Source organism: Cypionkella sp., assembly GCF_036782355.1.
Taxonomy (GTDB): Bacteria; Pseudomonadota; Alphaproteobacteria; order Rhodobacterales; family Rhodobacteraceae; genus Cypionkella.
In genome coordinates this window covers 1-20,482 of record NZ_DAIPZF010000004.1, presented here as the reverse complement: position 1 = coordinate 20,482, position 20,482 = coordinate 1, and the positions used below count along the sequence as shown (strand labels likewise).

The window sequence follows — 20,482 nt, the reverse complement described above, 5'->3', positions numbered from 1 at the left end:
GATGCGCGAAAGGAGAAATGCGACTGTGCCCGTCTTTGCCCCGACAGAGCTGATCCTGATCCGCCATGCTCCTGCTGTGACAGAGGGGCGGATGGCGGGCAAACGCGATGTTGACGCCGATTGCAGCAATAGCGCCGCCTTTGCAGCCCTGCGGGCGCGGCTTGCGCCTGATGCCGCGCGGCTGATCAGCCCTGCGCTGCGCTGCCGCCAAACCGCAAGCAGCCTTTGGCCCGATTTGCCCGCGCCCGACAGCGACGCGCGGCTGTGGGAGCAGGACTTTGGCGCTTGGGAGGGGATGCCGTTTGACCAGCTGCCCGATCTGGGCGCGCTTGATTTGCCCGATCTGGCCGCGCACCGCCCCCCGCAGGGCGAAAGCTTTGCCGATCTTTATGCCCGTGCCCAGCCAGCCTTGGCCGAGGTGGTGGCGCGCGGCTATCGCAAAACGGTCATTATCGCTCATGCCGGGTTGATCCGCGCAGCGCTTGGCATGGCTTTGGGGCAGCCGCATCTGGGCCTTGCCTTTCAAATAGCCCCGCTGTCGCAGACGCGTCTGATCGCGGTGGCGGGGGCGTGGTCGATTGCTTGTGTCAACGAGCCTGCACAATGATCCGCGTGGCGGGGCATTTTGGCGAGCTGTTGCAGGGCCGCTTGGGCGGCTCTGGCCCGGTGGTGCTGGTGACGCTGCCTTGCCCCGCGCTTGGGGTGACAGCGCGGCAAAGCCCCTGCGCGCAGTTCAGCCTGCACAACGCGGGCCAGCGCCTGCTGTCCCCCGCCCGCGCGCGCGGGTTTTTGGCCAGCCTTGGCCTGCCTGTGCGCAACCGCCATGTCTTGCGCGCGCAGATGCCGGCGGGCGGCGGGGCAGGGGCCTCGACGGCGGCATTGGTGGCGCTGGCGCTGCAAGCAGGCTGGCAGGGCGCCCCCGAGAGGCTTGCGCGCGCCTGCCTTGCGGCCGAGGGCGCGAGCGATCCTTTGATGTTTGCCGATCCCAGCCAAAGGCTTTGGGCCTCGCGCGCGGCGCAAACTCTTGCCCGCTTGCCGCCCTTGCCAAGGTTCGAGGTGATCGGCGGCTTTTTTGGCCCCTGCCAGCGCACCGATGCCCGTGACAGCCGCTTTGCCGATATCGCTGATCTGATCCCCGATTGGACCGCTGCCGCAGCCCAAGGCGATCTGCCGCGCTTGGCCGCATTGGCGAGCCTTTCGGCCAACCGCAATGGGGGGCTGCGGGGCGGGGCGCAAATTGCAGCGCTTGCGTCGCTTGCGGCCGATCTGGGCGCGCTGGGCCATGTCATTGCCCATACGGGGGCGGCGCGGGGGTTGATCTTTGCGCGCGGCCAAATCCCCGCCCACGCCCGCGCCGCCCTGATCGGGGCAGGCGCACGGCAGGTCGTGCAGTTCCCCGCAGGAGGAGGCCTATGAGTTACGCGCTGATGATGCTGACGGCGATGGCGATTGATCTAAGCTTTGGCTGGCCCGATTGGCTGTATCGCCGCATCGGTCATCCTGTCACATGGCTGGGCGCGCTGATCCGTGCGCTGGATCTGGCGCTGAACCACGACCATGCCAGCGATGCCCGCCGCAGGCTGGCAGGGGTTGCGACGCTGATCGTGACCGTCGCCGCCGCCGCGCTGCCGATGTGGGCGCTGCAAAGCCTTTTGCCGCAGGGTTGGCTGGGCATTCTGATCGGTGGCGTGCTGGCTTGGCCCTTGGTGGCGCTGCGCTCGATGCATGCGCATGTGGCGGCTGTGGCCAAGCCGCTGACGGCGGGCGATCTGGCGGCCGCGCGCTTTGCGGTCTCGATGATCGTGGGGCGCGACACCACCCGCCTTGATCCCGCGGGTGTTGCCCGTGCTGCGCTGGAATCCCTGGCCGAAAACACCTCGGATGGCATTGTCGCACCGCTGTTTTGGGGGGCCGTGCTGGGGCTGCCGGGGATTGCCGCCTATAAGGCCGTCAACACGCTTGATTCGATGATCGGCCACCGCAGCCCGCGCTTTGAATGCTTTGGCTGGGCCTCGGCGCGGTTTGACGATCTGGTGAACATGATCCCCGCGCGCGCCACGGGGCTGCTGTTTGCCTTGGTTTCCAGCCGCCCCGTTTTGGGGCTGCGGGTGATGTGGCGCGATGCCTCGCTGCACCGCTCGCCCAATGCAGGCTGGCCCGAGGCTGCTATGGCCGCAGGTCTGGGCGTGCGCCTGTCGGGCCCGCGCGTCTATGCCGACCACATCGCGCAGGAGCCTTGGGTCAACGCCGAAGCCCCCGATCCCAGCGCCGCCGATCTGCGCTTAGGCCTTGCGCTTTATGCCCGCGCCATGGCAACTCTGGCGGCAGGCCTGACCGGCCTTGCCCTGATCTGGAGCCTGACATGACCCGCGATCACGGCGGCAATATCGACAGCGCTATCGCCCGCTTTGGCGGCACCGATTGGATTGATCTGTCCACCGGCATCAACCGCGCGCCCTATCCGCTGCCCGATCTGCCACCCGAGGTCTGGACCATGCTGCCCACCCAAAGCGCGAAACAAGCGCTGCTGCGGGCGGCGCAGAGCGCCTATGGAACGCAGGCGCCCATCCTTGCGCTTGCCGGTGCGCAGGCCGCGATCCAGATGATCCCGCGGCTTTTTGCGCCCAAAACCGCCCGCGTGCTTGGCCCCACCTATAACGAACACACAGCCTGTCTGCGCGCGGCGGGCTGGCAGGTGCAAGAGGTCAGCCGGCTGGCGCATCTGGCAGGTGCGGATCTGGCGGTGGTGGTCAACCCCAACAACCCCGATGGCGCAAGCTATAGCCCCGCTGATCTGCTGGCGCTTGGCGCGCAGGTGGGCCAGTTGGTGGTGGATGAAAGCTTTGCCGATGCGCAAGCGCCGCTGTCGCTTGCAGCCCAAGCGGGGGGCAATCTGCTGGTGCTGCGGTCATTTGGCAAATTCTATGGGCTTGCAGGGCTGCGGCTTGGCTTTGTGCTGGGCGATACGGCGGCAATTCAGGCGCTTGACGCGATGGCAGGGCCTTGGCCTGTCAGCGGTGCTGCGCTGCATATAGGCGCGCTGGCGCTGGCCGATACCGCTTGGGCGCAGGCCACCACCGCGCGGTTGCGCGCCGAGGCCGTGCAGGCCGACGCCTTGGCCGAAGCCGCCGGTTGGCAACCGCTGGGTGGCACCGAGCTGTTTCGCCTTTATGATACCCCCGATGCGCAATCGGCCCAAGACCGTCTGGCACGGCATCAGATCTGGTCGCGGATCTTCCCCTATTCGCAGCGCTGGCTGCGCCTTGGCCTGCCCGCTGGTGTGGCTGAATGGGCGCGGCTGACCCAAGCCTTGGCCGCCTGATGGAATTTACCCCCGCCGAATCTGAAACCCTGCTGTCGATCCTGCAATGGCGCCGCGATGTGCGCCACTTTCGCCGCGATCCGGTCGACGAGGCGCTGTTGGAGCAGCTGCGCGCCACCATGGACCGCGCGCCTTCGGTCGGCAATGCGCGGCCATGGCGGGTGCTGCGGGTGCAATCGCCCAGCCTTCGCGCCGAGGTGCGGGCTAATTTTCAACGCTGCAACGATCAGGCGGCCAAGCTTTATACCGGCGACAAACATGCGGAATATCTTGCGCTGAAACTGGCGGGCCTTGATGCGGCGCCCGTGCAGCTTGCGGTCTTCACCGAGATGGACCCCGCCGCAGGCCACGGCCTTGGCCGTCAAACCCTGCCCGAGGCGCTGCGCCAATCCACCGCCATGGCGATCTTTACCCTGTGGCTGGCGGCGCGCGCGCAGAATTTGGGGCTGGGCATGGTCTCGATCCTAGACCCCGCCGAGATCGAGGCGCTGTTTGCCGTGCCCGCAGGCTGGGAGTTTTCGGCCTATCTCTGCATCGGCCACCCCGAATTTACGGATGACACCCCCCTGCTGCACCGCGCGGGCTGGCAAGAAAACGCTGCCACAGATTGGCCGATCCGCTAACGCGCCAAAGCCAGCAAACCCTCGACATCCAAACATTGCTCCAAATGCGCCGCCAAAGCGTCCAAAACCACCTCGACCCCGGCGCCATAGGCCAGATCAGAGGCCTGCGCGCCGATCTGGCGCAAAAACGCCGCGCGAAAGCCGTCATCGGCAAACATGCCGTGCAAATAGCTGCCCATCACCCGACCATTGGCCGAAACCGCGCCCTCTGGCGCGCCGTCGATAAAGGCAAAGGGGCGCGCGCGATCAGGGCCATCGGTGCGGCCGATGTGAATCTCATAGCCCTGCATCGCCAAACCGCTTGCGGCATGAACGGCCTTGGTGCGGGTAAGCCGCTTGTCGGGCGTCATCTCGGTCTGCACCGCCAAATGCCCCAAACCTGCGGTCTCGCCCGCGGGCCCCTCAAGCCCCAAGGGGTCGCGCACAAGGCTGCCAAGCATCTGATAGCCGCCACAAATCCCCAAAACCCAACCGCCACGCCGCAGATGGGCGGCCAAATCCACATCCCAGCCCTGCGCGCGCAAAAAGGCCAAATCCCCCCGCGTCGATTTTGATCCCGGGATGATGACCAAATCGGTGTCGGCAGGAATAACCTCGCCCGCCCGCACCATGGTCAGATGCACGCCCGGCTCTTGCGCCAAAGGATCAAGATCATCGAAATTGGCAATGCGCGACAGGCCCAAAGCCGCAATCTTGAACCCGCCCAGACCCCGCGCGCTCGGCAAATCCAAAGCATCTTCGGCAGGCAACTTATGCGCATCGGCAAAGAACGGGACCACGCCAAAGCCGCGCCAAGCGGTGCGCGCCTCGATCAGGCGATAGCCATCGTCAAACAGCCGCGGGTCGCCGCGAAACTTGTTGATGATAAAGCCGGCAATCATGGCGTTGTCACCGGCCTCAAGCACCGCCTGCGTGCCGACAATCTGCGCAATCACCCCGCCGCGATCAATATCGCCGGTCAGGATCACCGGGCAATCTGCGGCGCGCGCAAAGCCCATATTGGCAATATCACCACTGCGCAAATTCACCTCGGCAGGCGAGCCCGCACCCTCGACGATCACCAGATCATACTGCGCTTTCAGACGCTGAAAACTTTGCAACACCGGTGCCATCAAAGACGGCTTGAGCGCCGCATAATCGCGCGCTTTAACCGTGGCAATCCGCTTGCCCTGCACCACAACTTGCGAGCCTGTCTCGCTTTCGGGTTTGAGCAGAACCGGGTTCATATCGGTGTGCGGCTCGATCCCGCAGGCCAAGGCCTGCAAAGCCTGCGCCCGCCCGATCTCGCCGCCATCGGCACTAACGGCGGCGTTGTTTGACATATTCTGCGGCTTGAACGGCGCCACCGAATAGCCGCGCAACCGCGCCGCACGGCAGAGACCCGCCACCAACATCGACTTGCCAACGTTAGAACCCGCCCCTTGGATCATCAGGGATTTCATCACAATCTCCCGCTGTTATGCAGGCGCGTTCGGAAGCCTCCGGCGGGGATATTTTTTGCCAAGATGAAAGCCGAAGGGCGGCACCGCATCTCGGGCCGCGCGGGCGGGGGAGATGCGGCGCTTTCACCTTGGGCGGCCATCGGGGTCCCCCCCTGTTCCGCCATTTCAGTTTGCCCGATCAAGGTTAACATTTCGTTGCTTTCATCTTGGCCTAAATATCCCGGGGTGAGCGCCGCAGGCGCGAGGGGCTGGCCCCTCTCTTAAAACTCGACGCCTGCCTGCGCTTTTATGCCTGCACGGAAGGGGTGTTTGATCAAGGTCATTTCGGTGACCAGATCGGCGGCTTCGATCAATTCGGGTTTTGCATTGCGGCCTGTCATCACCACATGGGTCAGCGGGGGCTTTTCGATTGCAAGAAAGGTTAGAACCTCATTGATATCAAGATAATCATAGCGCAGGGCGATATTGATCTCATCCAGCAAGACAAGGCGATTGTCGGGGTCGCGGATCAGCTCTTTGGCTTTTTCCCAGCCTTTGGCGGCCATGGCGATATCGCGGGCGCGGTCTTGGGTTTCCCAAGTAAAGCCTTCGCCCATGGCGTGAAATTCGCACAGGTCGGCGAAGTTTTCCTCGATGATCCGCCGCTCGCCCGTATCCCAAGCGCCTTTGATGAATTGCACCACCGCGCAGGGCATCTCATGCGCGATGCAGCGCAGAATCATGCCAAAACCGCTGGAGGATTTGCCTTTGCCTGCACCGGTATGCACGATCAGCAGGCCCTTATCGCCCGCTTTGCCGGCCATGATCTTGTCGCGCGCCGCTTTCTTCTTGGCCATCTTGCGGGCGTGGCGGGCGTTTTCATCGCCTGATGTGTCGGCTTTTGCGATTGCATCTTGGGGGGGCGTCTGTGTCGGGGCCATGATACCTCTGCTTTGCTTGACAAGGGCGTGTATTCTGCCACAGGTGAGGCAGCGCTGGTTCCTGTCTATGACAGGCGAAGAGGGAATGCAAAAGGGGGCGACCCCCGAAGCTGCCGCCCCCGCGACCGTGACCGGAGAGGTCGCCCATGCCACTGGCCGCAAGGTTCGGGAAGGCGGGCGATCGTTAAGTGGCCTGATCTGGCCGCTTTGGATCCGCAAGCCGGGAGACCTGCCAGCGCTGAGACTGAACGGGCGGACGGGGTGTTCCGCGACCAGCAGGCACTTGCGCCTTTTGGCGAGCGCTCTGGCATTCCCCGTCATCCCCAGATTGGGCGAGGGTTGATGAGCGTTACACTTCATGTTTGCACCACCTGCAAAGCGAACCTGCCACTGGCCGAGGGCGAGCAGCCCTTGGGTGCGCGGCTGCACGCGGCGCTGATCGCGGGCGAGGCGCCGCAGGGTGTGCGCATTGTTGGGGTGGAATGTCTGTCGGCCTGCGCGCAGGGGGCGGCGATTGCCCTGTCGGCGCCGGGGCGTTGGTCTTATGTTTACGGTCGTCTGACCGAAGCCGATGCGCCCGATATCCTTTTGGGCGCTGCGGCCTATGCCGAGGCGGCCGATGGCCTTGTGCCTTGGCGCGCCCGTCCTGTAATCTTTCGCAAGCAAAGCCTTGCGCGCATCCCCCCATTGGAGAGCTGACATGACCGATCTGGCAAAAATCCCTGTAACCGTGATCACCGGCTTTTTGGGCGCGGGCAAGACCACCTTGATCCGGCATTTGATGCAAAACCCGCAGGGCAAGCGCTTGGCGATTTTGGTTAATGAGTTTGGCACCGTCGGCGTCGATGGCGACATTCTGAAATCTTGCGCCGATGACAATTGCCCGGTCGAGAATATCGTCGAGCTGGCCAATGGCTGCATCTGCTGCACGGTTGCCGATGATTTCATCCCGACCATCGAGGCGCTGATGGCGCTGCCGATGCGCCCGGATCATATCATCATCGAGACCTCGGGGTTGGCCTTGCCAAAGCCTTTGCTCAAGGCCTTTGACTGGCCGGCGATCCGCTCAAAGATCACGGTCGATGGCGTGATCGCTTTGGCCGATGCCGAAGCGGTGGCGGCAGGGCGCTTTGCGCCGGATGTGGCGGCGGTAGATGCGCAGCGCTTGGCCGATGACAGCATTGACCACGAAACCCCCTTGTCCGAGGTGTTTGAAGATCAGATCGCCTGCGCCGATATCGTGCTGATGTCCAAGGCTGATTTGGCTGGCGAGGCCGGTTTGGCCGCAGCCCGCGCCATCATCATCGCCGAGCAGCCCCGCCCGACGCCGATTTTGGCGATGTCGGAAGGCATTATTGATCCGGCGCTGATCTTGGGGCTGAACGCCAAGGCCGAAGACGATCTGGCCGCGCGCCCCTCGCATCACGATGGCCACGACGACCACGAGCATGATGATTTTGATACCGTGGTGATTGATCTGCCCGAAATCGCCGAGATCGAGGTTTTGGTCGCAGCCATTCAGCGGCTGGCCGCCGAGCAGAACATCTTGCGGGTCAAGGGCTATGTCGCGGTGACCGGCAAGCCGATGCGTCTGCTGGTGCAGGCGGTGGGCGCGCGGGTGCGGCACCAGTTTGACCGGCCTTGGGGCGCTCTGCCGCGCAAGGGGCAATTGGTGGTGATTGCCGAGCATGATCACATTGATCTGGCGGCCATTCGCGCCGTGCTGGGGGCCTAATTCGCCATGCATGTCGTCTTTCGCGAAAGCCATGGGCTGGAGGATACCGAGGCACCGTTTGATCTGGGGCAGACGCCTGCGGATCTGGTGGTGCTGTCGTTTTCTGACAGTGATCTTGGGGCTTTCGCGGCGGGCTGGCAGCGTGGGCGCGAGAAATTGCCCAGCCTGCGTTTGGCCAATCTGATTGCGCTCAAGCATCCGATGTCGGTCGATGCCTATGTCGAACGCACTTTGGTGGGCGTCAAAGGCATCTTAGTGCGGGTGATTGGCGGCGAAAATTACTGGCCCTATGGTCTGATGCAGCTGCAAGATTATGCGCGCAGGCATGGCGTGGCCTTGGCGGTGCTGCCGGCGGATGGGCGCGAAGATGCGGCGCTTGATGGCTATTCGACCCTGCCGGTCTCGACGCTGCGCAGGCTTTCGGCGCTTTGTGATGCGGGTGGTGCGGTGGCAGCGCAGGCGGCTTTGGCGCAATTGGCGCTTGCGGCGGGGCTTTATGCCGGGCCGGTTGTGGGCGATAAAACCGTGCCAAGCTGCGGCTGGTACGACCCCGCGCAGGGCGTGATTGCAGCGCCCGTGGTGCAGGGGCCTGCGGTTTTGGTCAGCTTTTATCGCAGCTATCTGACGGCGGCCGATACCGCGCCGATTGATGCGCTGATTGCCGCGCTGCGCGCCAAGGGTGTGGCGGCTTATGGCGTGTTTGTGCCCTCGCTGAAGGCCAGTGGTGCTGCGGCGTTTCTGGCAGACGCTTTTGCAGCGGTGCCCCCGGTGGCGATCATCAATGCAACGGCGTTTTCAGGGCGCGGGGCTGATGGCACCACCCCGCTTGATGCGCCGCAATGTCCGGTGTTTCAGGTCGCCCTTTCCACCGCGCGCAGGCGCGATTGGGCCGGATCAGAGCGCGGGCTGGCCCCTGCAGATCTGGCAATGCATGTGGTGCTGCCCGAGGTGGATGGCCGGATTTTTGCCGGTCTGATCAGCTTTAAATCCCCCGGCAAGCGCGATCCTGATCTGCAATTCTCGCGGTTTGCCCATCGCGCGGATCTGGGGCGGATCAATCAGGTTGTGGCGCGGGTTCTGGGCTGGCTGCGGCTGGCTGCGGCGCCTGTGGCCGAAAAATCTGTGGCGATTGTGCTTTCGACCTACCCCGGGCGGCCTGACCAGATTGCGCATGCGGTGGGCTTGGATGCTCTGGCCTCGACCCGAGCCATTTTGCAGCAGATGGCGGCGCAGGGGCATGATGTATCGGCCCCCGATGCGCTTGGGCCGCGCCTGATTGCCGAGCGGCTGTCTTGGCCGCTGCAGGACTATCACGCCGCCCTGTCGCAACTGCCGCAGACTTTGCGCGATCAGTTGGCGCAGGCTTGGGGCGCGCCAGAGCAGGATGCGGCTTGCACGGCGGGGGCGTTTCACTTTGCGGCCTTGCGGGCGGGCCGCGCCCTGATCGCGCTGCAACCCGAGCGCGGCCATGTCGCCGCCCGCGATGGCGATTACCATGATCTGTCGCGGGTTCCGCGCCACGGCTATGTGGCGTTTTATCTGTGGCTGCGCGCGCAGGGGCTTCATGCGCTGTTGCATATCGGTGCGCATGGCACGCTGGAATGGCTGCCGGGCAAATCGGTGGCGCTGTCGGCCGATTGCTGGCCCGAGGTTTTGCTGGCCGATCTGCCGGTGATCTATCCCTTTATCGTCAATGATCCGGGCGAGGCTGCACAGGCCAAGCGGCGGATTGGCGCTGTGACCTTGGGCCATTTGCCGCCGCCCTTGGCGCAATCGGCGGTGCCCGAAGGTCTGTTGCGGCTGGAACGGCTGCTGGACGAATACTCGACCGCCGATGGGCTGGACCCGTCGCGCCGCGATCGGTTGATCGGCAGCATCCGCGCCGAGGCGCAGGCCTCGGGCGTCGAGGCCGATCTGGGCTTACCTGCGGGGGCATCGGCTGCCGAGGCGATCACGCGGATCGACCGCTTTGTTTGCGATATTAAGGAAAGCCAGTTTGGCGACGGGCTGCATATCTACGGGTCGGCTGCGGGCGAGGCCGAGGGGCTGATGACCGCGCTTGCAGGCGCGCGGGTGCCTGCGGGGCCTTCTGGCAGCCCGTGGCGGGGGCGGTCGGATGTGCTGCCAACGGGGCGCAATCTGTACACGGTCGATCCGCGCGCGGTGCCATCGCGGGCGGCCTATGCCCAGGGTGTCAAGCTTGCCGAAGAGCTGTTGCGGCGGCATTTGCAAGACAAGGGCGATTGGCCGCGCGGCTTGGTGATTGACCTCTGGGGGTCTGCCACCATGCGCACGGCGGGCGAAGAATTGGCGATGGCGCTGCATTTGGCAGGGCTTGCGCCGAAATGGGACGAGGGGTCAGAGCGGGTTTCGGGCTTTGAAATCCTGCCGCTGGCCTTGCTGGACCGGCCGCGCATTGATGTCACGCTGCGGGTTTCGGGTCTGTTCCGCGATGTCTTTGGCGGGCTGGCGCAATTGTTCGAAGCCGGGGCCACGGCCTTGTCGCAGCGCGACGAGGCGGCAGATATGAACCCCTATCTTGCGCGGGCTGCACGGGTTTTTGGCCCCAAGCCCGGGCTTTATGGCATGGGGATGGAACCTGCGCTGGAGGATTATTCCGACGCGGGACGCATGGCTGCGGGTGAGGCTTGGTTAAGCAGTTCGGAATGGGCGATTGATGCCAAGGGCGAGATTTCGCAAGATCGCGCCGGCCTTGCCCAGCGGTTGCAGGCCGCCGATGGCTATGCGCATGTGCAAGATCTGGTGGAAACCGACATCCTGATGGCGCCAGATTACGCCGCCCATGAAGGCGGATTTGCCGCCGCCATGGCTGCGGTTGGCGCGGCGGAACCCGCACTTTATCACATCGACGCCAGCCGGGCTGACGCGCCGCGTGCGCGCTCGGTCTCGGAAGAGGTGGGCCGAGTGGTGCGCGCGCGTGCGGCCAACCCCGATTGGGCCAGCGGTATGATGCGCCACGGCTTTCGCGGCGGCGCCGAGATTGCGGCAACCTTGGACAACCTTGCCGCCTATGCGCATCTGACCCGCAATGTTCCGGCGCAATTGTTCGATTTGTATCACGAAGCCACCTTGGGCCGCGAGGATCTGGTGGCCTTTCTTGAGGCCGAAAACCCCGCAGCCTTGGCCGCGATGCAGGCGCGGTTTCAGGCCTTGTTTGACGCAGGGCTATGGGTGACGCGGCGCAATTCGATTGCGGCGCAGATCGGGGGCTTGGATGGCTGAAGTGGTCATTCAGGGTCCGATCATTCAAGGCTGGTGCCCGGGTGCGCTGCGGCCGATGGCCTCGGGTGACGGGCTGGTGGTGCGGGTGCGCCCGCATGGCGGGCGACTGTCCCAAGCCCAAGCGCGCGGCATTGCGGATTTGGCGCGGTTGCATGGCAACGGCTTGATTGATCTATCGAACCGCGCAAATCTGCAACTGCGCGGCGTCACCGAGGCAAGCTATCCTGCGCTGATCGCGGGGCTGCGGCAGCTGGGGCTGATCGACGACAGCGCCGAGGCCGAGGCGCGGCGCAATATCATCGTGACGCCGTTTTGGGACAGCGCCGATCTGACACAGCAGCTTGCGGCAGAGCTGACGGCAGCCTTGGCCGCAGCGGATGCCCCCGCATTGCCCGCAAAGTTTGGCTTTGTGCTGGATACCGCCGCGCGTCCGGTGTTGCGCGATGTCAGCGCCGATATCTGGATCGAGACCGGCCCCAAGGGTCTGTTGCTGGCCGTGCAGGGCGGCGCGAAAGCGGTCAGCGCCAAAGATGCGGTGGCGCAGGCCTTGGCCTTGGCGCGCTGGTTCTTGGATGCGGGCGGGGTGACAGGCGGGCGGGGCCGGATGGCGCAGCTTTTGGCGCGGATCGGCCTGCCTGCTGGCTTTGAGGCGCCGCGCTTGCAGCCCTTGCGCGCGACGCTTGGCGCGCAGGCGCAGGGGCAGCTGCTGGGCTTTGACTTTGGCCAGATGCAGGCGCAAACGCTGGCCGCCTTGGCCGATCTGGGGGCGCTGCGGCTGACACCTTGGCGGATGCTGTTGATCGAAGGCTTGGCGCAGGCGCCTGATCTGGAAGGCGTGATCACCCGCGCCGAGGATCCGATGCTGCGGGTGGTTGCCTGTTCGGGCGCGCCCGCCTGCCCGCAGGCGCTTGGCGACACCCGCAGCCTTGCCCGCGCGCTTGCGCCGCATGTGACGGGGCTTTTGCATGTCTCGGGCTGCGCCAAGGGCTGCGCGCACCCGGGGCCCGCGCGCACCCTAACCGCGACCCCTGTCGGTTTCGACCTGATCTGTGACGGTCCTGCATCTGGCATTCCCGACCGCATCGCGCTATCCGCGTCCGAGCTTATCTGCGACCCCTCTCTTATCTCAAAGGCCCCCTGATGCCGCATACCTACATCACCGATGGCGCCGAGATTTACCGCCAGTCCTTTGCCACCATCCGCGCCGAGGCCGATCTGGCGCGCTTTACCCCCGAGGAAGAGATCGTGGTGGTGCGGATGATCCATGCCGCTGGCATGGTGGGGCTGGAACAGCATGTGCAGTTTTCGCCAGGCATGGCGATTGCGGCGCGGGCGGCACTGGAAGCTGGCGCGCCGATCCTGTGTGATGCGCGCATGGTGTCTGAAGGGGTTACCCGTGGCCGCCTGCCTGCTGGCAATCAAGTGATCTGCACGCTGCATGATCCTGCGGTGATCGGCATGGCCAAGGCGATGGGCAACACCCGCTCGGCCGCCGCACTCGAGCTGTGGCGTCCGCATCTGGCGGGGGCGGTGGTTGCGATTGGCAATGCGCCGACCGCGCTGTTTCATCTGCTGAATATGCTGGAAGATCCAACCTGCCCGCGCCCTGCGGCGATCATCGGCTGCCCGGTCGGCTTTATCGGGGCTGCGGAATCCAAGGCGGCACTGATGGCGGATCTGCCGGTGCCTTCGGTGGTGGTGCAGGGGCGCTTGGGTGGCTCTGCGATCACGGTGGCTGCGATCAACGCTTTGGCAAGCCGGATTGAATGATGGGCAAGATCATTTGCACCGGCCTTGGCCCCGGCGACCCTGATCTGATTTCGGTGAAATCAGATCGTCTGATCCGCAGCGCGCGCCATGTCGCCTATTTCCGCAAGGCAGGTCGCGCAGGCCAAGCCCGTCGCATCGTCGAAGGCATGCTGGCCGCCGATGTCACCGAATATGCGATGGAATATCCGGTCACGACCGAGCTGCCCTTTGACAGCCCCGCCTATAATCAAGCGCTTGCGCAGTTCTATGATGACTGGGCTGACCGGCTTGCACTGTTGTCACAAAGCGTCGAGGTGATCGTGCTGTGCGAGGGCGATCCGCTGTTTTATGGCTCGTTCATGCATCTGCACACCCGCCTGCAGGGCCGCGCCGAGGTCGAGGTGATTGCGGGCATCACCGGCATGACCGGCTGCTGGAACGCGATTGGCGCGCCCTTTACTTGGGGCGATGATGTGCTGTGTGTGCTGATGGCAACGCTGCCCGAGGCCGATCTGGTGGCGCATATGAGCCGCTCTGACGCCATGGTGGTGATGAAAACCGGTCGCAACCTGCCCAAGGTGCGGCGGGCTTTGCAAGCGGTTGGCCGGTTGCAGGATGCTTGGCTGGTCGAACGCGGCACCATGCCGACCCAGCGCATCGCCAAGCTGGCCGATGTGAACCCCGAAGACTGCCCCTATTTCGCGATCGTGCTGGTGCATGGTCAGGGCCGGCGTCCTGAATTGGGGGGCATCGAATGACAGGCTGGCTGGCGGTCGTAGGCCTTGGGCCGGGGCAAGAGGATATGGTGACGCCGCAGGTGCGCGCGGTGCTGGCCGAGGCGACGGATGTGATCGGCTATTTCCCCTATGTCGCGCGGGTCGCACCACGGCAAGGCTTGACGCTGCACGGTTCGGACAATCGGGTCGAGATTGACCGCGCCGATCATGCTTTGCGGCTGGCCTCGCAGGGCGCGCGGGTGGTTATTGTCTCATCTGGCGATCCGGGGGTCTTTGCCATGGCTTCGGCGCTGTTCGAAGCGCTAGAGGCGCAGCCCGCGCATCACGGGCTTGATATACGCATTCTGCCCGGCATCACCGCGATGCTGGCGGCGGCGGCAAGTGCTGGTGCGCCCTTGGGCCATGATTTTTGCGCCATCAACCTTAGCGACAATCTGAAACCTTGGGATCTGGTGGAACATCGGCTGCGGCTGGCGGCACAGGCCGATTTCGCCATGGGGTTTTACAACCCACGCTCGGCCAGCCGCCCGCATCAATTTGCCCGCGTGCTGGAGATTTTGCGCCAAGAATGCGGGCCGGATCGGTTGATCATCTTTGCCCGCGCGGTCTCGACCCCTGACGAGCGGATCAGCACCGTAACCCTGGCCGAAGCCACGCCCGAGATGGCCGATATGCGCACCGTTGTTTTGGTCGGCAATTCTGCCACCCGCCGTGTTGGGCGCTTTGTTTACACGCCAAGGTCTGCGGGATGATCAAGCCAGGCCATCACGTCAGCCACCTCTGCCAGCACGCGCCGCGCGGGCAGTTTTGGCCGGTCGATCAGAATGACCGGCAGGCCAAGGCTGCGCGCGGCGATCAGCTTGGCCTCGGCCCCCGCGCCGCCTGCGTTTTTGGCAACGATATGGCTGATGCGGTGGGCTTGCAGCAGGGCAAGGTCTTGGGCCGCGTCAAAGGGGCCACGCGCCAGCACAACCGTGCAATCGGGCAGCGGCGGCGCGCTGGGCGCATCGACCAAGCGCAGCAGATAGTGATGCGGGCGGGCGGCAAAGCCTGCAAGGTTTTGCTTGCCAATCGCCAAGAACACCCGTGCGGGCTGATCGGGCAGGGCGGCGATGGCGCTGTCTATATCGTCGACATGGGTCCACAGATCACCTTCACCCGCGCGCCAAGCTGGGCGCTGCAACCCGATCAGCGGCACGCCGGCGCGGGCGCAGGCCTCGATCGCGTTGCGGCTCATTTGGGCGGCAAAGGGGTGGGTGGCATCGACCACCGCGTCAATCTTTTCGGCGCGCAGATAGGATATCAGCCCGTCAACGCCGCCAAAGCCGCCAATGCGGGTGGGCAGCGGCTGGGCTGCGGGGGCTTCGGTGCGCCCGGCATAGGAAAACACCGCATCCGCACCAGCGGCAGCCAAAGCGCGGGCCAAGGTACTGGCCTCGGTGGTGCCGCCAAGGATAAGGCTGCGTGTCATGTCTGATCCTTGGGTTGCAATCATCGGTCTGGGCGAAGATGGACTGGCGGGGCTGACAGATGCAAGCCGCAAGGCGCTTGGTGCCGCCGAAATCGTCTTTGGCGGGCCAAGGCATTTGGCGCTTGTGGCGGCGGGGGCGCGGGGGCGCGATTGGCCTGTGCCGTTTTCACTGGCGCCTGTGCTGGCGTGTCGCGGGCAAAAGGTGGCGATTTTGGCCTCGGGCGATCCGTTCTGGCACGGCGCGGGGGGCAGTCTTGCGCTGCATCTCGCGCCTGCCGAGTGGGTGGCCTATCCTGCCGCTTCGACCTTTTCGCTGGCGGCTGCACGGCTGGGCTGGCGGATCGAAGAGATCACCTGCCACGGCTTGCACGCGGCCCCCTTCGCGCAGCTGCGCGCGGTGCTGAGCAAAGGCGCGCGCGCGATTTGTCTGCTGCGCGACGCCGAGGCCCCTGCGGCCTTGGCTGCATGGCTGACCCAGCAGGGCTTTGCCGCCGATCTGACCCTGCTTGAGGCTTTGGGCGGACCCTCGGAACGCCTGCGCAAAACCACTGCTGCGGGCTTTGATCTGCAAGACATCACGCCCTTGGTCGCGATGGCCATCGAGGTGACGGCGGGCAAGGGGCTGTCGCGCGCCGCTGGGCTAGAGGACAGCCTGTTTGCCTCGGACGGGCAGATCACCAAACGCCCGGTGCGGGCGCTGACGCTGTCGGCGCTGGCCCCGCGCAGGGGCGAGCTGCTTTGGGATATTGGCTCGGGCTCGGGCTCGGTTTCGGTCGAGTGGTGTTTGGCCGGTGGGCGCGCGATCTGCTTTGAGCTGCGCGAAGACCGTGCGGTCAACATCGGTGACAATGCCGCGCGCTTTGGCATGGCGCAGCGCATGGCGGTGGTGACAGGCCCTGCGGCGGCGGCCTTGGCCGATCAGCCGCTGCCCGATGCGGTATTTGTCGGGGGGGGCGGATCGGCTGCGCTGTTTGATCAGCTGTGGGCGATGCTGCCGCAGGGCACGCGGCTGGTGGCCAATGGGGTGACCTTGGAAACCGAGAGCCTGCTTGCCCAGCAACAGGCCCTGCGCGGCGGTGATTTGCTGCGGATTGATCTGGCGCAGGCGGCACCCTTGGGCCGGATGCGCGGCTGGGCGGCCTCGCGCCCTGTGGTGCAATGGAGCGTTCTGCGATGATCGTGGCAGGCATGGGCTTTCGCAAAGGCGCGGATCTGGCGGCCTTGCAGGCGGCCTTTCTGGCGGCAGGCGGTGCGCGGGCCGTGGCGCTTGCCACTGCCGAAGATAAGGCGCAGGCGGCGGTTTTCGTGCAATTTGCAGCGCTTTGCGGCCTGCCGGTCCATGCGATTAGCGCAACCGATCTGGCCGCACAGGCGACACCGACCCAATCGGCGCGGGTGGCAGCCCTTTACGGCACCGGATCGCTGGCAGAGGCTGCGGCGCTTGCCGCCGCGGGGTCAGGCGCGCGGCTTTTGCGCGCTCGGGTGCAATCACAAGACGGCATGGCCACAGCGGCCCTTGCCGAAAGGAGCGTGCGATGACGGTTCACTTTATTGGTGCAGGGCCGGGGGCTGCTGATCTGATTACGCTGCGCGGTCAGAGGCTTATCGCGGAAAGTCCGGTTTGCCTTTATGCGGGGTCTTTGGTGCCGCAAGCCCTGCTTGCGCATTGCCCAGCGGGGGCGCGTGTCGTCAACACAGCGCCTTTGTCGCTGGATGAGATCATGGACGAAATTGCCGCCGCCGATGCCGCAGGGCAGGATGTGGCGCGGCTGCATTCGGGTGATCTGTCGGTCTGGTCGGCGATGGGCGAGCAGTTGCGCCGCCTGCGTGCGCTGGGGATTGCCTATGATGTCACCCCGGGGGTGCCATCTTTTGCCGCCGCTGCCGCCGCTTTGGGGGCCGAGTTGACGCTGCCCGGTCTGACGCAATCGGTGGTTTTGACCCGCACCTCGGGGCGGGCGACAGCGATGCCTGCGCGCGAAAACCTTGCCGCCTTTGCAGCCACGGGGGCGACACTGGCGCTGCATCTTTCGGTACATGTGCTGGAAAAGGTCGTGGTCGATCTGTTGCCGCATTATGGGCCCGATTGCCCTGTGGCCGTGGTCTGGCGGGTGACTTGGCCTGACGAGCGTATCGTGCGCGCCACGCTGTCGACCTTGCAAACCGCGATTGGCGCCGAGATGGAGCGCACGGCGCTGATCCTTGTGGGGCCTGCTTTGGCCGCCGAAGGTTTTGAGGAAAGCCGGCTTTACGCCGGCGACTATGACCGCCGCTTTCGCCCCGTCGGCACCGAGCCGCGCTTTCCGGAGGCAGAATGACCCCCCGCGGCTTGTTGATCTCGGCCCCGGCCTCGGGCACTGGCAAGACCACGCTGATGCTGGGCCTGCTTGCGGCGCTGCGCGCGCGCGGCGTGGTGGTGCAGCCGTTCAAATCGGGGCCCGATTACATCGACCCCGCCTTTCACGCGGCGGCCTCGGGGCGGGCCTCGGTCAATCTGGACAGCTGGGCGATGGGGCCTGAGCGCCTTCGCGGGCTGGTCGCGGCAGCCGAGGGCGCCGATCTGATCTTGGCCGAAGGCTCGATGGGGCTGTTTGATGGCGTGGCCTTGGCAGGCGAGACCGGCACCGGGGCCAGTGCCGATGTCGCGGCGATGATGGGCTGGCCGGTGGTTCTGGTGATTGATGTCTCGGGGCAGGCGCAATCGGCGGCGGCGGTGGCGCTTGGCTTTGCCACGATGCGGCCCGATGTGAAAATCGCCGGAGTGGTGCTGAACCGTGTCGCCTCGCCGCGTCACGAGGCTTTGGTGCGGGTTGGCATGGCGGCGGTGGGCATTCCGGTGCTGGCGGCGCTGCCGCGCAACCCCGCGATTGCGATGCCTGAACGCCATCTGGGCTTGGTGCAGGCCGAAGAGCAGCCTGAACTAGCCGCACTTTTGGCCGAAGCCGGGCGCTTTATTGCCCAGCATATGGATCTTGACACGCTGATGGCGGCCGCCGCGGGTGGGGCGCTGCCTGCGGCGGAACCCTTGGGTTTGCGCCCGCCAGCAGACCGCATTGCTTTGGCGCGCGATCAGGCGTTTTCCTTTGTATATCCGCATCTTATCCAAGGCTGGCGCGCGGCTGGGGCGACGATCTTGCCGTTTTCACCGCTTGCAGACGAGGCCCCCGACCCCAGTGCCGATTGCTGCTGGCTGCCCGGTGGCTACCCCGAGTTGCACGCGGGCAAACTTGCGGCCAACAGCCAGTTTCTGGCGGGCACGCGCGCCTTTGCCGCGACAAAGCCGGTGCATGGCGAATGCGGCGGCTATATGGCAATGGGCGCGGGGCTGGTGGATGCGGGCGGTCTGCGGCATCAGATGTTGGGGCTTTTGGGGCTTGAAACCTCGTTTGCCAAGCGGCGGATGCATTTGGGTTACCGCCATGCAGCGCCCTTGGTTGACTATTGCGGCGGCGGGCAAGCTGCGCTGCGCGGCCATGAATTTCACTATGCCACCATCCTGTCGCAACCCGACGCAGCGCTTGCGCGTGTCACCGATGCCACGGGGGCCGAGGTGGCCGAGACCGGATCCTACCGCCGCCAGCCAAGCGGCGCGCTGGCCACCGGAACCTTTTTCCATTTGATCGCAGAGGCGCAATGACCGGTTTTGTCTCTTTCGTGTCGTCGGGGCCGGGTGACCCTGATCTGTTGACGGTCAAGGCGGTGCAGCGCTTGGCCAATGCCGAAGTGGTGCTGTTTGACGATCTGTCTGCGGGCCCGATTTTGGCGCTTGCGGACAAGGGGGCCGATCTGATTGCGGTTGGCAAACGCGCGGGCAGACCCTCGCCCAAACAAGATCACGTTAGCCAATTGTTGGTGGATCATGCGGCGACAGGGCTGCGGGTGGTGCGGCTGAAATCGGGCGATTGCGGCATGTTTGGCCGCTTGGAAGAAGAGATCGTGGCGCTGCAAGCGGCGGGGATCGGCTATGAGATCGTGCCGGGTGTGACCTCGGCTTCGGCGGCGGCGGCGGCGGCGGGTATTCCGCTGACGCGCCGGCTTTCCGCACGGCGGGTGCAGTTTATCACCGGCGCCGATGTCACCGGTGGTCTGCCCGAGGCGGTGAATATGCCAGCCCTTGCCGACCCGATGGCGACGACCGTGGTCTATATGGGGCGACGCACCTTTGCCGATTTGGCGGCGCGGCTGATCGCGCACGGCCTGCCGCCTGAGACGCCTGCGCTTTTGGCCGAGGCGGTCTCGACCCCGCATCAAAAGATCAGCCGCCACAGCGTCGCCAGTCTGGCCGAGCTTTTGCAAACCGCCAGCAGCCCGCATCCGGCGCTGATCTTCTATGGCCCCTTGGCAGAGTTTGGCGGCACAGATGTTTGATCTGACCCTGATCGGCATTGGCACCGGCAATCCCGACCATCTGACCTTGCAAGCGATCAAGGCGATCAATGCGGCCGAAGTGATCCTGATTCCCCGCAAAGGGGCTGGCAAGGCCGATCTGGCAGAGCTGCGCCGCGCGATCTTGGCCGAGGTTCTGACCAATCCTGCCACCAAAGTCGTCGAATTTGACTTGCCTGTGCGCGACGAGGCGATTGCCGATTATCTGGCGCGGGTCGAGGATTGGCACGACCGCATTGCCGCGGTTTGGGCCAAGGCGATTGGTGCGGCGGGCAAGGTGGCGCTGCTGGTCTGGGGCGATCCGTCGCTTTACGACAGCACCTTGCGGATTGCGGCACGGCTGGTGCCGCCAGAGCGGGTGCAGGTCATTGCCGGCATCACCTCGGTTCAGGCGCTGACGGCGGCGCATGGCATCGCGCTGAACGAGATCGGCGCGCCCTTTGTGGTGACCACCGGGCGACGGCTGCGCGATGAGGGCTTTCCCTTGGGCGTTGATACGGCCGTTGTGATGCTGGACGGCGAATGTTCGTTTCAGGCGCTTGATCCGGCGGGGGTGTCGATCTGGTGGGGCGGCTATGTGGGGATGGCCGAGCAGATTATCCTTGGGGGCGACTTGGCCGAGGTAGGGCCGCAGATTGTGCAGATGCGGGCATCGGCGCGGGCAGCGCATGGCTGGATTATGGATATTTACCTGCTGCGGCGGGGGTAGTTTTTTGAATGTCGCACTGTGAGACTTTTTTGGTCTGTGTGAAATCAAGGGGTTAGCTGCGCGGGATTGCCCTATTTTAGCGATTGGGTCGGTGACACGGGGGCGGTTTGGGTGGTGGGGTGGAACCCCACCCTACGCAGTGGTG

General features: G+C 65.0%; 21 protein-coding genes and 1 riboswitch. Of the genes, 18 read left to right on the top strand and 3 right to left on the bottom strand.

Translation table 11 applies throughout. The features are described 5' to 3' along the window. The first annotated feature begins 25 nt into the window (after window positions 1-25). Genes V7Q10_RS02515 through bluB form a run of 5 tightly spaced genes read left to right on the top strand, consistent with a single transcriptional unit; the run spans window position 26 to window position 3,945 of the window. Window positions 26-607, top strand: coding sequence for a histidine phosphatase family protein (locus V7Q10_RS02515; protein ID WP_333867464.1), 582 nt, complete (start codon window positions 26-28; stop codon window positions 605-607). Beyond that, window positions 604-1,416 (top strand): propanediol utilization protein, encoded by an 813-nt coding sequence (locus tag V7Q10_RS02510; RefSeq protein ID WP_333867463.1) that lies wholly within the window; start codon window positions 604-606, stop codon window positions 1,414-1,416. Before V7Q10_RS02515 ends, V7Q10_RS02510 begins: the two co-directional genes overlap by 4 nt. Further along, window positions 1,413-2,366: an adenosylcobinamide-phosphate synthase CbiB gene (cbiB, locus tag V7Q10_RS02505; RefSeq protein WP_333867462.1), complete on the top strand. Its 954-nt coding sequence runs from the start codon at window positions 1,413-1,415 to the stop codon at window positions 2,364-2,366. The genes V7Q10_RS02510 and cbiB overlap by 4 nt, the downstream gene beginning before the upstream one ends. Further along, window positions 2,363-3,322 (top strand): threonine-phosphate decarboxylase CobD, encoded by a 960-nt coding sequence (gene cobD / locus V7Q10_RS02500; RefSeq protein ID WP_333867461.1) that lies wholly within the window; start codon window positions 2,363-2,365, stop codon window positions 3,320-3,322. The genes cbiB and cobD overlap by 4 nt, the downstream gene beginning before the upstream one ends. Next, on the top strand, window positions 3,322-3,945 hold the full coding sequence (bluB, locus tag V7Q10_RS02495) for a 5,6-dimethylbenzimidazole synthase (RefSeq protein WP_333867544.1): 624 nt from the start codon (window positions 3,322-3,324) through the stop codon (window positions 3,943-3,945). The genes cobD and bluB overlap by 1 nt, the downstream gene beginning before the upstream one ends. On the opposite strand, the gene V7Q10_RS02490 is transcribed toward bluB, so the two are convergent. Continuing rightward, complete coding sequence (locus tag V7Q10_RS02490) at window positions 3,942-5,387, bottom strand: cobyric acid synthase (RefSeq protein ID WP_333867460.1); 1,446 nt, start codon at window positions 5,385-5,387, stop codon at window positions 3,942-3,944. The genes bluB and V7Q10_RS02490 overlap by 4 nt on opposite strands. Before the next feature lie 260 nt (window positions 5,388-5,647). Then, window positions 5,648-6,307 (bottom strand): cob(I)yrinic acid a,c-diamide adenosyltransferase, encoded by a 660-nt coding sequence (cobO, locus tag V7Q10_RS02485; protein WP_333867458.1) that lies wholly within the window; start codon window positions 6,305-6,307, stop codon window positions 5,648-5,650. A gap of 38 nt (window positions 6,308-6,345) precedes the next feature. Next, window positions 6,346-6,558: riboswitch (cobalamin riboswitch) on the top strand. Window positions 6,559-6,649: 91 nt separating this feature from the next. Here cobO and V7Q10_RS02480 point away from each other — a divergent pair. From V7Q10_RS02480 to cobJ, 7 genes are read left to right on the top strand one after another with little or no spacing between them, the layout of a single operon-like run. Then, a complete protein-coding gene (locus V7Q10_RS02480) occupies window positions 6,650-7,006 on the top strand; it encodes a DUF1636 domain-containing protein (RefSeq protein WP_333867457.1) in 357 nt (118 codons plus the stop codon). Between the two features lies 1 nt (window position 7,007). Then, window positions 7,008-8,042, top strand: a complete 1,035-nt coding sequence (cobW, locus tag V7Q10_RS02475; protein WP_333867456.1) for a cobalamin biosynthesis protein CobW — start codon at window positions 7,008-7,010, stop codon at window positions 8,040-8,042. 6 nt (window positions 8,043-8,048) lie between these two features. Then, window positions 8,049-11,285, top strand: a complete 3,237-nt coding sequence (cobN, locus tag V7Q10_RS02470; RefSeq protein ID WP_333867455.1) for a cobaltochelatase subunit CobN — start codon at window positions 8,049-8,051, stop codon at window positions 11,283-11,285. Then, a complete protein-coding gene (gene cobG, locus V7Q10_RS02465) occupies window positions 11,278-12,426 on the top strand; it encodes a precorrin-3B synthase (protein ID WP_333867454.1) in 1,149 nt (382 codons plus the stop codon). The genes cobN and cobG overlap by 8 nt, the downstream gene beginning before the upstream one ends. Then, a complete protein-coding gene (locus V7Q10_RS02460; protein WP_333867453.1) occupies window positions 12,426-13,055 on the top strand; it encodes a precorrin-8X methylmutase in 630 nt (209 codons plus the stop codon). Before cobG ends, V7Q10_RS02460 begins: the two co-directional genes overlap by 1 nt. Beyond that, the gene (locus tag V7Q10_RS02455) at window positions 13,055-13,792 is read left to right on the top strand and encodes a precorrin-2 C(20)-methyltransferase (protein WP_333867543.1); all 738 of its coding nucleotides are present in this window, start codon (window positions 13,055-13,057) and stop codon (window positions 13,790-13,792) included. Before V7Q10_RS02460 ends, V7Q10_RS02455 begins: the two co-directional genes overlap by 1 nt. Then, window positions 13,789-14,523: a precorrin-3B C(17)-methyltransferase gene (gene cobJ / locus V7Q10_RS02450; protein ID WP_333867452.1), complete on the top strand. Its 735-nt coding sequence runs from the start codon at window positions 13,789-13,791 to the stop codon at window positions 14,521-14,523. Before V7Q10_RS02455 ends, cobJ begins: the two co-directional genes overlap by 4 nt. Here the strand turns inward: cobJ and V7Q10_RS02445 are convergent. Then, on the bottom strand, window positions 14,499-15,242 hold the full coding sequence (locus tag V7Q10_RS02445; protein ID WP_333867451.1) for a cobalt-precorrin-6A reductase: 744 nt from the start codon (window positions 15,240-15,242) through the stop codon (window positions 14,499-14,501). The genes cobJ and V7Q10_RS02445 overlap by 25 nt on opposite strands. Between V7Q10_RS02445 and cbiE the strand changes: the two genes are divergently transcribed. The 6 genes from cbiE to cobF are packed head-to-tail and all read left to right on the top strand — an operon-like array spanning window position 15,241 to window position 20,337. Then, window positions 15,241-16,419, top strand: coding sequence for a precorrin-6y C5,15-methyltransferase (decarboxylating) subunit CbiE (cbiE, locus tag V7Q10_RS02440; protein WP_333867450.1), 1,179 nt, complete (start codon window positions 15,241-15,243; stop codon window positions 16,417-16,419). The genes V7Q10_RS02445 and cbiE overlap by 2 nt on opposite strands. Then, window positions 16,416-16,781, top strand: coding sequence for a cobalamin biosynthesis protein (locus tag V7Q10_RS02435; RefSeq protein WP_333867449.1), 366 nt, complete (start codon window positions 16,416-16,418; stop codon window positions 16,779-16,781). The genes cbiE and V7Q10_RS02435 overlap by 4 nt, the downstream gene beginning before the upstream one ends. After that, on the top strand, window positions 16,778-17,560 hold the full coding sequence (gene cobM / locus V7Q10_RS02430) for a precorrin-4 C(11)-methyltransferase (RefSeq protein ID WP_333867448.1): 783 nt from the start codon (window positions 16,778-16,780) through the stop codon (window positions 17,558-17,560). Before V7Q10_RS02435 ends, cobM begins: the two co-directional genes overlap by 4 nt. Further along, window positions 17,557-18,879, top strand: coding sequence for a cobyrinate a,c-diamide synthase (locus V7Q10_RS02425; RefSeq protein ID WP_333867447.1), 1,323 nt, complete (start codon window positions 17,557-17,559; stop codon window positions 18,877-18,879). Before cobM ends, V7Q10_RS02425 begins: the two co-directional genes overlap by 4 nt. Further along, window positions 18,876-19,610, top strand: a complete 735-nt coding sequence (cobA, locus tag V7Q10_RS02420; RefSeq protein WP_333867446.1) for a uroporphyrinogen-III C-methyltransferase — start codon at window positions 18,876-18,878, stop codon at window positions 19,608-19,610. The genes V7Q10_RS02425 and cobA overlap by 4 nt, the downstream gene beginning before the upstream one ends. Next, the gene (gene cobF / locus V7Q10_RS02415; protein WP_333867445.1) at window positions 19,603-20,337 is read left to right on the top strand and encodes a precorrin-6A synthase (deacetylating); all 735 of its coding nucleotides are present in this window, start codon (window positions 19,603-19,605) and stop codon (window positions 20,335-20,337) included. The genes cobA and cobF overlap by 8 nt, the downstream gene beginning before the upstream one ends. Window positions 20,338-20,482: the final 145 nt, after the last annotated feature.